The 11,210-nt window shown below is 53.6% G+C and carries 10 protein-coding genes and 2 pseudogenes; 5 read left to right on the top strand and 7 right to left on the bottom strand.

Features of this window, described 5'->3' with window-relative positions:
* The first annotated feature begins 171 nt into the window (after positions 1–171).
* Both ACEWL3_RS18745 and ACEWL3_RS18740 read left to right on the top strand, forming a co-directional pair.
* Positions 172–465 (top strand): hypothetical protein, encoded by a 294-nt coding sequence (locus ACEWL3_RS18745; protein ID WP_386185177.1) that lies wholly within the window; start codon positions 172–174, stop codon positions 463–465.
* A gap of 40 nt (positions 466–505) precedes the next feature.
* Positions 506–964 carry a GFA family protein gene (locus ACEWL3_RS18740; RefSeq protein ID WP_386185175.1) on the top strand — a complete coding sequence of 153 codons (459 nt, stop codon included), beginning with the start codon at positions 506–508 and terminating at the stop codon, positions 962–964.
* A 482-nt stretch (positions 965–1,446) separates the two neighbouring features.
* Here ACEWL3_RS18740 and ACEWL3_RS18735 read toward each other — a convergent pair whose 3' ends face one another.
* The 4 genes from ACEWL3_RS18735 to ACEWL3_RS18720 form a co-directional block, all read right to left on the bottom strand.
* The gene (locus tag ACEWL3_RS18735; RefSeq protein ID WP_386185172.1) at positions 1,447–2,442 is read right to left on the bottom strand and encodes a fatty acid desaturase; all 996 of its coding nucleotides are present in this window, start codon (positions 2,440–2,442) and stop codon (positions 1,447–1,449) included.
* Between the two features lie 78 nt (positions 2,443–2,520).
* Entirely contained in the window at positions 2,521–2,772 is a 252-nt protein-coding gene (locus ACEWL3_RS18730) for a hypothetical protein (RefSeq protein ID WP_386185170.1), read from the bottom strand.
* A 131-nt stretch (positions 2,773–2,903) separates the two neighbouring features.
* Positions 2,904–3,206, bottom strand: a complete 303-nt coding sequence (locus ACEWL3_RS18725) for a DUF982 domain-containing protein (RefSeq protein WP_386185168.1) — start codon at positions 3,204–3,206, stop codon at positions 2,904–2,906.
* Positions 3,207–3,292: 86 nt separating this feature from the next.
* Positions 3,293–3,499, bottom strand: a complete 207-nt coding sequence (locus ACEWL3_RS18720) for a cold-shock protein (RefSeq protein WP_386185166.1) — start codon at positions 3,497–3,499, stop codon at positions 3,293–3,295.
* Positions 3,500–3,976: 477 nt separating this feature from the next.
* On the opposite strand from ACEWL3_RS18720, the pseudogene ACEWL3_RS18715 reads away from it, so the two are divergent.
* Positions 3,977–4,633: pseudogene (locus tag ACEWL3_RS18715) on the top strand (IS30 family transposase); the annotation flags it as partial.
* Positions 4,634–4,869: 236 nt separating this feature from the next.
* Here the strand turns inward: ACEWL3_RS18715 and ACEWL3_RS18710 are convergent.
* Positions 4,870–5,670 carry a class I SAM-dependent methyltransferase gene (locus tag ACEWL3_RS18710; protein ID WP_386185164.1) on the bottom strand — a complete coding sequence of 267 codons (801 nt, stop codon included), beginning with the start codon at positions 5,668–5,670 and terminating at the stop codon, positions 4,870–4,872.
* Between the two features lie 963 nt (positions 5,671–6,633).
* Here ACEWL3_RS18710 and ACEWL3_RS18705 point away from each other — a divergent pair.
* A complete protein-coding gene (locus ACEWL3_RS18705; RefSeq protein WP_386185162.1) occupies positions 6,634–7,014 on the top strand; it encodes a hypothetical protein in 381 nt (126 codons plus the stop codon).
* A 351-nt stretch (positions 7,015–7,365) separates the two neighbouring features.
* Here the strand turns inward: ACEWL3_RS18705 and ACEWL3_RS18700 are convergent, their stop codons facing one another.
* Both ACEWL3_RS18700 and ACEWL3_RS18695 read right to left on the bottom strand, forming a co-directional pair.
* Positions 7,366–9,027 carry an adenylate/guanylate cyclase domain-containing protein gene (locus tag ACEWL3_RS18700; protein WP_386185181.1) on the bottom strand — a complete coding sequence of 554 codons (1,662 nt, stop codon included), beginning with the start codon at positions 9,025–9,027 and terminating at the stop codon, positions 7,366–7,368.
* Between the two features lie 24 nt (positions 9,028–9,051).
* A complete protein-coding gene (locus ACEWL3_RS18695; protein ID WP_386185160.1) occupies positions 9,052–9,282 on the bottom strand; it encodes a nucleotidyl cyclase domain-containing protein in 231 nt (76 codons plus the stop codon).
* Between the two features lie 218 nt (positions 9,283–9,500).
* Between ACEWL3_RS18695 and ACEWL3_RS18690 the strand changes: the two are divergent.
* Positions 9,501–10,925 (top strand): annotated as a pseudogene (locus ACEWL3_RS18690) (IS1182 family transposase).
* Positions 10,926–11,210: the final 285 nt, after the last annotated feature.

The raw sequence follows: 11,210 nt of genomic DNA, 5'->3' as shown, positions 1-11,210 counted from the left end.
AGCCAGTCCTCCAAATCTTTGGAAGAATTGAATCAGCAGTTCATGCGCCAATCAAGGAAGAGTTTTTCAACGAGATAAGCCCAGAGGCGATTTTGGAGCCAGATTGTGTTATAGATCCTGATAGCGAGGCATTCATGCATGGAAGAACCGCTCTTTTTGGAGGACGGAAAAATGATCATGCGGATATTCCAGGTCATCACAAAACACGGCAAGGAAGAAGAGTTTGGTAAATTCTTCTATGAAACGGCCATTCCCTTGATGAAGAGGACGAAGGGAATTGTTCAGGTTCTACCTGGCGCTCCTCGGTCGGATTCTCCCAGAGAATTCAGTTTCGTCATGATTTGGGACAGTCTGGAATCGCTGAAGGCTTTTGTTGGCGAAGACTACAAGAACCCGCATATCGACCCTTCAGAGGCCGAATTGGTCGAGTTCCGAACTATCAAACACTATAAATTGGTCGAATAGCCTCGGCAAACGAAATCAACATTTGGATTGGGAGGGACGAATGCTCAAAGGCAAATGCGGCTGCGGCGCTGTAACCTATCATATGAAAACCGAACCGATGTTCGTACATTGCTGTCACTGTAGTGAGTGTCAGCGACAGACTGGATCATCCTATGTCTTGAACGCTATTATTGAGGCGGATCGGGTTGAGTTCGAGGGGCCAGTTTCTGAAAACGAATTCCCTACACCAAGCGGCAAGGGCCAAATAGTCACCCGCTGCAAGGAATGCGGCGTGGCCATTTTCAGTGCCTACATGATCCGCCTGGGGAAATTAAGGTACGTTCGTGTGGGAACGCTGGATGATCCCGATCAATGCCGCCCAGATGTTCAAATCTTCACAAGCAGCAAGCAGGCTTGGGTGCCTCTCAGCAATGACATTCCCAGTTTCCACGATTTCTATAAGTTCAACGAGGTGTGGCCCCAACTGGCGCTTGACCGCTTGGAGGCCGCGGTGGGCTAAGCAGCGAAACATTTGTGTCAGTTTCGTCCGTTCAGCCGACCTTCGTGGTGACAGAGTACAGATTTACCAGACAGAAACAGTCAGATGGCCGTAACGAGCCCATCCTGTGAGTTCTTGTTTCTCGCTGCGCGCGCTCACAGCATGGGTAATGCGGCACCAGCATGATTGAGTCCGCTGCTATTCGGTGGAAAAACCGGCCGTTCATGTTGGTCGCAGCGAGAGCTTAAGCCCCAACTGACGAGATGCGGACTTGTGGGCTACCCTATCGGGTTGCGCAAATCGTTCATAACCTCTGCCGTTAACGACGCAGTAATACTCGGCCATGATAGCGGCGGTATTGTGCTGTCGCGGGCGGTGTAAATGTGGGCCACTTTTGCCCTTTCATTTGATGGGAGGGCTTGGGAGCATTCACACTGGAATTGTAGTTGAAGGTTCGTCACGCTCACATTGAGGAAGGTTAGCCGGCAATCCTGCTCTTATCTTTACGTCGCAAGCGCCCGCGCATCCGAAAATGACAAAAGTTTGCGACTGTTCTCGTCCCAGAGGTGAAGCCGCGCACAGCGGAAACTCTCCCAAAGCGTAAGGCGCCGGGACTGCGCAAGGATATCGTGGTCTCGGACGACCTCGCCCAACCGATAAAAGGGAATGCGGCTGGCTAAGTGATGCACATGGTGAACACCGATGTTCGCGGTTATCCAACGCAGAATACTAGGCAGATCGTAGTGCGAACTTCCGTTGAAGGCGGCATCGTGCACGTTCCAGTCTCCCCCATGGTCCCAGAAGGTGTCCTCGAACTGGTGCTGGACGTAGAAGAGCCACATCCCCGTACTTGCGGCCAAAAGCATGGTCGGCAGGAACACGAACAACAGCACGTCCCAACCGCCCAGCCAACCGATTGTTGCAAGCGCGGCTCCGATAGCGACGTTGGTTGCCATAGCGCTGAACCAATACCGCCATCCTGATCGCATCAAACCGATAGGAAGCCGATTCTGCAGAAAAAACGTGTAAAATGGGACGACACCGAACAAGAATAGCGGATTGCGGACCAATCGATACGACGCCCTGCCGACCCAATTCTTTTCCCGATACTCCCGGACTGTCAGTGTGGGTAAATCGCCGACGCCTCGCTTGTCGAGATTGCCGGTCGTCGCATGGTGAATTGAGTGGGTTTTGCGCCATATGTCATATGGCGTAAGCGTTAAGACCCCTATGAACCGACCCATCCAATCGCCTACCCGGCGGTTCTTGAAGAACGCGCCATGACCACAATCGTGCTGGATCATGAATAAGCGGACCAGGAACGCCGCATTGGCAAGCGCCAGCGCCATTGCCAGCCAAGGGCTGATCGACAGTATCCACCAGGCCAGAGCCCAAATCGCCACAAAAGGCGCAAGGGTCACGATCAGTTCGAAGATACTGCGGGAGAGGATAGGTTCGCGATATTTGGCGAGCACCCGGGTCCATTCGGAGGGTTGCATTCTGGTACCTTTCGTATGTCGGGCCTGAAACTGCCCAAGTGTTCTGGGCAATCTGATGCGTTCCGGACCGGGCGCGTTTCAGCTCTTTCTGGCAGCCTTGGCCGGGGACTTTTTGCGGGCTGTACTGGGCTTTGCCGTTGGCGTTGGCGTCTCGGCTAGCGTGTTGGCCTCTCTCTCGAGGCGAGCCTTGCGAAGACGATCTGTCTTAATTCTGCGTTTTTCCGTTTCTTCGCCAAGAATTTCGGTTACTGCGCGCGTAGTTTTGTCCATCGGCGTTTCCGCGCGTGGTTTGGTGCTTTTGAACAATGTGGTCTTTGTAAGTCTAGTCATCTGGTGGTCTCCTTGGTGAGCTTATCACTGGGGCCGCGACACGGCCCGCCAGGCTTTCAATGGGCTGATATTTCCGACGTCCTCAGTCTGAATGGTGATCGACGAGTGACGCAGGCGTTGCGCCGCAATGATCAAAGAATGGGTGTTGTTCCGGTGTTCGCATGGTACAGCTTGAAGTCAGCAGTGTTCGCTGCCGCAAGGAAAGCTTTGCGGGCAGAGCCAACCGTACCCATACAATGCATCGCCGCATCAATCCGACCAACCGCAACATCTCGGTAGCGATCGGCAACCGGCCACTTTTTCCGAAGCCAGTGTGAGGCCTGTTCAATCGTAGTGAATTTCTTGGTGCCGCCTTCTGGCGACAGAACTAATGTTATGGGGGTTCCCCAGTTAATTTCTATCAAGTTTTGTTCCTTTAGAATTGGGATGGCCATCTCTGAAAATCAAAGGGCCATATCAAGTAAGGAGGCGGGAACAGCTCAAAGGTCATTCCCGTCTCACAATTCAGTTCAACGCCGACTTAAGCCAGTGCGAGATTGGTTGCAGCTTCGCGGCCGTCCCGGCCTTCTTCGATGTCGAAGGTCACAGTCTGCCCATCGTCCAGCTTATTAATCCCTGCCCGTTCAAGGGCGGAAATGTGAACGAAAATATCCTTCGGTCCATGCTCAGGGGCGATGAAATCGAAACCTTTTTGAGTGTTGAACCATTTCACAGTGCCGTTGGCCATCGTGATGTCTCCTAGAATAATTGCCATCCACATTACGCGATAACCAAGCTCAGTGTCGTCGTTGGATCAACTGAGGCCGCTAGAAAACAGAAGGTCGTAAAAAGATACATCGCACTGTTTAAGTGGGTATATATCCTCTTCATTGCAAGTGCTAAGGACGCAGAACAGGGAATGCGACCAGCTCGAACGACGGATCTTGGGAAGAATTTACCGCGTCGCCGAACATCTCATGCCGCGGGTGCAAAGGTTTTACGCAGTCGCATCTGCTGCAACTGCAAAAGGCCGGTTTGTCCTGTGTGGATGGCGTCTGCTTTGCAAGGAAAAAATGCTCTGATTGCGCGGTTGGTCAGTACAGTCCTGTGTCCGGCCTTTGATCGCGGCGTCGACACTTTCCGCTGGCCTTGATGGATTCCGCGGTGGATTCACAAATGAAGTGCGAATTCTGTATTAAAACAGAACCTTGCATGGAGTTGATCAATGGGACGTTGCTACCCTCACCTGAACCTCGAAGAACGCCGCAAGTTGGCCAAATCGCTTGAAGTGAAGATACCCATCAAAGAGATCGCCGACAATCTGCGTCGTGCGCCTTCGACGATCTACCGCGAGATTAAACGAAACTACTATCGCGATGATGAACTGCCACAGTTGAACGGCTATCACGCGGTGGTTGCCCAGGATGCTTATGTAGAGCGTCGCGCAGTTCATCGTAAGCTGATCAGATATCCCCAAATTATGGCTGCCGTGCGGAGCGGCTTTGATGCCGGTTGGTCGCCGGAACAGATTGCAGGACGCATGAAGCTTGAGCGCCATCCCATGCGCGTGAGCCACGAGACGATCTATCGATACGCCTACTCCAAAGACGGTCGCGCAGAGAAATTCTATCGCCGTCTGCCCGAGCACCGTCACCGTCGCAGGCCACGTGGAATACGCAGGCATCATGGCCGCAGATTCCTTGATGAACTGGCCATTGCACACCGTCCGGACGTGATCGCTGATCGCAGCCAGTTTGGGCACTGGGAGTGCGATTTGGTGATGTTTCGCAAGGAGTTCGGCAAAGCGAATGTGACATCGTTGGTTAAGCGGGTCAGCCGGTTCGCCGTCGTGTTGAAGAACCCGGACAGGCAATCGCGGCCCAGAGCCGACCTTCGTGGTAAACGCGTTTAACGACCGCTGCCAGCCCGAAGCTGCAGACGGATCAAAGTCTCATAAAGTTAAAAGCGGATTTGCAATTTCCCAAGGCCGAGCAACTGCGCTGAGGGATCGAAATGGCAAATCTTGACACGGCATGACAGCAAACCGGCCTTCCTCCCCCGCAGACACCGTCGAAGATCGCTACAGTCGAGTTCGAAGAACTTAGTTTCCCTGGAGGCTCAAGTGTCGAAGCCGTAAAGGCCACGCGCGCTGTCATCACTTGCGCGCTTAAGGCGACGATGCGAGAGTTTCACCCCCTCGCGAAGTTGCCCATCGCTGATCAGAACAGGTAGGTCCAGAGCGTCTTTCGACGCCAGAATTCCGCGTGCACCATTTCTTTCAAAGACATGCAGGTGCATGGTGTTCCAAGGGAGATGGCCGCCTTGATGCAACGCAGTTAAGTCCTCAACAAAGTTGTGGCATTGAGTATTCTCAACCAACAACACATTGCGTCGTGCGCAGTGGAACATGTTGCTCAGGGCCACTAGATGGCTAACAGCCGTGTGAATATGCATGATCACGGCCTGACTATAAACTAAGTCGGCCATTGGCCAGCGTGAGCAATAGGGCATCGTCATGTCCTGAACACCAACTTTGCCATGTAGTTCCGGGTGCCGGGAGGTAGCCATCTGCAACTGGGAAACACCCCGATCCCCGCCACTTACAGTGCACTCCGGGAACAAGCGGGCAATATTGGCTACATGGTCCCCGCCGCCACAGCCGACTTCATGAACGGAGACTGGTCGAAGGTAGGCTACGGCCTCAAGAAGTAACTTATGGTTAGGATGCATGTTTACGCCCTTTAGACGCACAAGACCGGCATCAACGTCGATCTCAACCTGCGCAGGGTCTACCTTGGTTACGAACTTGCTCTCGACGTCGCCCTTGATCCGCCGTGCATAACTATCGCTGGTGTAATTGTCCCAATCGAAATCATCATCATAAAACCGGCGTTTTTTGTAAAAAAAACGTTTAAACATTGCTGACCTTGCTATTCCTGCGAATAAGAGAGGCATGTTGACGAAAAGAGTGTAAGGTTCAACCCTTTGCCGTTTGAAGGGTGCCAATTTCCCCAGCCCAAGAGCCGACTTCGCGCCAGCCTTTGCGCAAATCAGTCACTATGCGTCTGGCCGCTTGTGGAGGGTTTGAAGTTGTCTCAGCTTCGGAGTCCCGTTCTTGACGGTCGGATGTTATTACCGATTTGAACGACTGCTTTCAAGAAGTCGCTGAGATTCTGCAAATACCGCTCCCTGCGCATAGCTGCCCTTGGTGCATGGTGCGGCAAGATTTGCTGCGCAGGAAGGGGTGTGAATGTCGGCTTTTCACAATCCGAACCAATGACCGCGCACCTGCAGAGAATGTCCGCAAACCGCCGATTCTGACCAGGACTGCGAACGGCCCGGAGCTGACATTGGATTTTTGCAGGTCGGGCGGTGCCCGGTCCACAGTTTTGCGCAAATCGGACGGCAAAAACCTCGGCAGCTTCCGGCCGCAATTGCGGGTATGTGGTGCTTTCGGGAGACGCGCCACTAAACGACATTATCAAGCGTCTGTTTGGAACTTCTTTGTAGGGGTATAGTAGGCGCTGATAAATTGGATAAGGTAAATACAAATGAGTTTTTGGAAAACTGTTTTAGCTGTTTTTGTTGGTGTGCTTTTGTACGAGGTCGTTGACAACATCATTATGGCGATTAGCGCCTATCTTATGGCTTGATGCAGGAGCCTCACTGACAGCCGAGAGACGCTTTGATACCGTTCGAGTTGTGTGTCGCTATGACCGCTGCCAGCCCATCGCAGACATGCTCCGACGCTGAGGGTCGCAGATGCAGCAATGCAATTGGCCCAAACCACCAGACGCGCCCCAACCATCAGCGAAAAATCGCATAGAGATTAGACCTATTCCAGTATCTCAGCTACTATGTGGGATTGAAGGAGCGTCGGAAATGATGATGAAAACTTGCTTCTCAGCAGCGTTGGCGGCACTGGCCCTTATTGCAAATCCGGCTTTGGCCGGAAGTGGCAAAGGGAAAAGCTCAAAGTATTCCGGCTCGGGTATCATCGCTAATTGTCCACCTGGTCTGGCAAAGAAGAACCCGCCGTGTATCCCTCCCGGGCAGGCCAAGAAGCTCTATCCAGATTATCGCCCCCGCTATGAAATTGGCGACCGGATCTACAGAGATTATCGTATCATACGGGATGTGAACCGCTATGGGCTGCACGAAGGTGAACTTTATTACCTTATTGGGCGAGAAGTTTTTCGCATCAGCCCGGACACCGGACGGGTTATCGCCTTTATCGGGCTGGTGGATGCCTTGCTGAACTGACCCTGGTTCATTATTCAAAACCACTGAGATATCCGCCCACTACGACGATGTTCGCATACCGCGCATAACTGTCCTTAGTGCTCAGCCCAGCTAACGGCTGGATTTGGGTGGAGGCATTTGAGCTTGCATAATAGTCCGCTTCCGGCCCTAAGGAGACATTGACCGAACCTTGCTACGCGGGGCCGCAGCTTCCCCGAACCAGACATTGGTAATGGAGCGCAGCATTTTGGCGAGGCTGATGACAGCAATGCGGACGAAGCTGACGTCTGAGTAACATAATTGGCCGTCTGCTTTCGGGCTAATTAATCACAAAAATTCCGAGTGCTTTGGTTGTTTGAATGCAATAATCGATCAACCAGAATCCTTGGGATCCAGCGTGCGGTATTTGCCTTCCGGAAATCCAGCCGTTCGGAGCATCTCGACAAAAGGCACAATTAGAGCGTCAGGTCGCTGGTAACGGCGATAGACCCAAACGATATCTGCAACTTTCACACCGGGACGCGCGGCTTCAAGTCGTTTACGGGCGCGTTCAAGATCATCGGTTCGACCGAGCTTGGCGAGAGCCACGACTTCGGGAACCATCGACCACCAATAGTCCAACAGCACACCCTTTTTTGCCTCTGCAAGCGCGCGTTCGTAGTCACCCTTGTGAAAATGGTATTCCGCAAGAGCTTGATGCCAGTCTTTTACGGTCGACCCCGGATCGAGGTCGATGGCCCGCTGCAGGAGCGCCGCCCCAAGTTCGAAGCGACCGGTCCAGACTAGCCAGTAGCCGAATTCCGCTTCTACGCTTCGGTCGCCCCCGATCGCGAGCGCATCTTCCGCTTCGGCAAAAAAACCGACGCGATCTCCATTCATCAACAGAAGAATACCCAGTACGAGCCGGACACGCGCCGAGTCAGGGTTCAACGCCTTGGACTTTTTGGCTGCTGACAACGCTCGGTCGAGTTTTTCCGCATAACTGCCTTCATAGCGATTGTTGAAAAAGCTCAGCTCTACGCGCAGTGCTTCGGCTAGTTGCGCCCAGGCGCGCCAGTAATTCGGCTCCTCTTGGATGACGCGTTCAATGCAGTTGTAGACCCGTTCTTGCACGTCCGGCCTGTCATACAAGTCGTCATAGAACATGGTGCATTCATAAGATGACAGATGTTCCGGCGGTTTTGCCCGTGCGCGCTGCTCGTGTGTACGCCTTACAGCGCCACGCGTGTCGCCGATGGCTACCGCGACGCGTTCAGTGATCCGAGATTGCACGTCGAACAAGTTGACGGCTGTGAGTTCGTCATCGAATACCTCCGACCAGACCTGCGCGCGACTTTGGGTGTCAATCAGACGCGCGGTTACACGAAGACGATCACCAGCTTGTCTTACTGTTCCCTCCAGTACGAAATCAGCATTTAACGTTTCACCGATCTTGCGAACATCTTGGTGCTGGCCCCGGAAGGCGAAGGTGGTATGTCGCGACAAGACATTGAGATCGCGATAGCGCCCCAATTCAATGATCACGTCTTCGCTGATGCCGTTGGACAAATAGTTTTTCGAGGGATCTCCGCTCAGATTATCGAACGCCAGAACAGCAATCGTCGGGCCTGTGGGCCTGGCCAACATGGCGTCTTCGTCGAAGGCAACCGTCTTGTCGGCATCAGGTCTGTCTATGATCTGCCAGGCAACGATGGCCGCTACGAGGAGGAGCGTTCCGCCGACCGTCGCGGCTGCTCCGCGTCTCCTGGAGATCGGTCGGTGAATTTTGACCGCACTGTCGGAACCCAACCGGTAGATCTTCACAAGTCCGGAAATGTTCTTCAGCCTGCGTTCACCGAGGTATTCGAAGCCAACCATTGCCTTGCCAGCAGCCTGGGCCGCGACCACATCGGATACGTAGACATCGCCCGGCTCTGATGCCGCCTCGAGCCGCGCCGCTATATTGACACCGTCGCCGTAAAGATCATCGCCATCGATCATCACGTCTCCAAGATTGACGCCGATGCGAAGTTCAAGCCGTTGTTCAGGCGGCAGTTTGGCGTTCCGCTCCGCCAGACCTCATTGAATCTCGGCCGCGCAATTTACCGCATCAACAACCGAAGCAAACTCCACAAGGGCACCGTCACCCATCAGCTTGACAATTCGGCCATGATGTTTCTCGACCAGCGGATCGAATATTTCTGAGCGCAACGCTTTGAGCGCTTCCAGTACCGCATGCTCGTCTGCACCCATCAGGCGTGTATAGCCAACTACATCGGCGGCAAGAATCGCTGCAAGTCGACGTTCCATTGCCAAAGTCTACGATAGATCGCCCTTTCAATCCATTGAGGTGCTGAGCAGGGATAAAAGTTTGCACTCTGAAAATCCGTTGACAGTTCGCGAAAGCGGACATTGGTCAGAACGATGTCAACATTCGCCAATGGGCCTATTTTGTTGAAGAAGTCGCTGTTGCTTTGGGGCAAGCCATTTGATTCACTCGTTATTGTTTGATGAGGAGGGATTTGACGATGATGGGTGTTCAGGAAGCTCCGGCGCGGTTGTTTTACGACTTTGACATGGAGGCACATGTCCCTACCAATCACATATTGCGGGAAGTTGATCGGTTTCTGGAAGTCGGGACGGTCCGTCATCAGCTTGCGCCGCACTACAGCCATCTGGGACGCCCTTCCACTGCCCGGCAGTGCATTGAAAATGCATGAGAGGGGATTGACCCGGAACTGATAGTACGGATGCTGGTTGTCGGTTACGTTTTAGGCATCCGATCTGAGCGGCGTCTGTGTGATGAGGTTCATTTGAACCTGGCCTATCGGTGGTTTTGTCGTCTCGATTTGAACAGCAAAGTGCCGGATCGCAGCACCTTCTCAAAGTACCGCCACGGCAAGTTCCGGGACAGTGATTTGCTCCGTACTGTTTTCGAAACTACCGTCGCACGCTGTATCTCTGAAGGCCTCGTTGGTGGTCATGGCTTTGCCGTCGATGCCAGTTTGATTGAGGCCGATGTCGACAGAATGAACTCAAGCGCCCAAACAGAATGGGACGCATCCGCCATCGATCCGGATGATGCGCCCCGGGCTGTCAGGGAATACCTCGACGTCCTTGACGATAAGGCGTTTGGAGCGTCAACACCTGTCAAACCCAAATTCACGTCTCACTCCGATCCGGCCAGCCAATGGACTGCGGCGCGCAAGGGTCCGGCGATCTTTACGTATTCGAACAACTATCTGATCGATACAGATCATTCCGTCATCGTCGATGTCGAGGCGACACGCTCAATCAGGCAGGCCGAAGTGGGGGCCGCGCAAACCATGATTGATCGCACGGAAGAGCGTTTCAGCATCAAACCAGACTGGCTGGTCGCAGATACCGCTTACGGCTCGGCGGAGAATCTGGCGTGGCTGACAAAAAAGCGGAGCATCATTCCGTTTATCCCCTTGATCGATAAATCAGAGCGAACAGATGGTACATTCTCTCGTTCCGACTTCGAATGGGACGAAGGCAATGACCGCTATACCTGCCCTGAAGGCCAGCACCTGTTGCAGTCTCGCCGGAACTACTCCAACCCGCGAAGGAAAGAGCCAAAAACCGGGCGGCGCAGATACCGCGCCACCAAAGCCATATGCGATGCCTGCCCGTCGAAACCAAAATGCTGCCCAAACACAAACACCCGCTTCATCGGTCGCGAAGAACATGAGGACGCGCGTGACTTTGCCCGACTGGCTGCCAAGTCTACCTTCAACCCCAAAGCCCAGGCCAAACGCAAAAAGGTCGAGATGCTCTTCGCCCACCTTAAACGCATTCTCGGCCTGGGACGGCTCCGGCTTCGAGGGCCCTGCGATGTGAGGGACGAATTTACGCTCGCTGCAATCGCCCAGAACCTTCGAAAACTTGCAAAACTAAGACCCAAGACCGCCGAAACAAGGATCACGATATGATCTGAACCGGCAAAACGACAGACCAACAAGCCGCCAAGTACAACGGGCGGAACAATAAGCCCGCGACCAACGCCGCGAGGCGGCCACCCCCCCAAATCACGGCGACTTCTTCAACAAAATAGGCTCCTTCCGAACCTTAGCTGCATTTGCACATCATGTGATATGCTGCGCCGTCAACGTCTGGTTGTCGCTGTGGGAGGGTATGGCGGATCGGAGGATCCATCATGCAAACACCAAACTTACCGGCCATTCGCGCGCTTCGGCCCGCTTGGAACAAAGGACGTA

This window comes from Sulfitobacter sediminivivens, assembly GCF_042611115.2.
Taxonomy (GTDB): Bacteria; Pseudomonadota; Alphaproteobacteria; order Rhodobacterales; family Rhodobacteraceae; genus Sulfitobacter; species Sulfitobacter sediminivivens.
The sequence above is the reverse complement of the archived record's forward strand: the minus strand, read 5'-3'. Positions and strand labels throughout refer to the sequence as shown.

What these genes read in the sequence shown, in the direction of transcription:
- ACEWL3_RS18745 (WP_386185177.1), top strand. Translation starts at nt 172, where the DNA reads ATGATCATGCGGATATTCCAGGTCATCACAAAACACGGCAAGGAAGAA.
- ACEWL3_RS18740 (WP_386185175.1), top strand. Translation starts at nt 506, where the DNA reads ATGCTCAAAGGCAAATGCGGCTGCGGCGCTGTAACCTATCATATGAAA.
- ACEWL3_RS18735 (WP_386185172.1), bottom strand. Translation starts at nt 2,442, where the DNA reads ATGCAACCCTCCGAATGGACCCGGGTGCTCGCCAAATATCGCGAACCT.
- ACEWL3_RS18730 (WP_386185170.1), bottom strand. Translation starts at nt 2,772, where the DNA reads ATGACTAGACTTACAAAGACCACATTGTTCAAAAGCACCAAACCACGC.
- ACEWL3_RS18725 (WP_386185168.1), bottom strand. Translation starts at nt 3,206, where the DNA reads ATGGCCATCCCAATTCTAAAGGAACAAAACTTGATAGAAATTAACTGG.
- ACEWL3_RS18720 (WP_386185166.1), bottom strand. Translation starts at nt 3,499, where the DNA reads ATGGCCAACGGCACTGTGAAATGGTTCAACACTCAAAAAGGTTTCGAT.
- ACEWL3_RS18710 (WP_386185164.1), bottom strand. Translation starts at nt 5,670, where the DNA reads ATGTTTAAACGTTTTTTTTACAAAAAACGCCGGTTTTATGATGATGAT.
- ACEWL3_RS18705 (WP_386185162.1), top strand. Translation starts at nt 6,634, where the DNA reads ATGATGATGAAAACTTGCTTCTCAGCAGCGTTGGCGGCACTGGCCCTT.
- ACEWL3_RS18695 (WP_386185160.1), bottom strand. Translation starts at nt 9,282, where the DNA reads ATGGAACGTCGACTTGCAGCGATTCTTGCCGCCGATGTAGTTGGCTAT.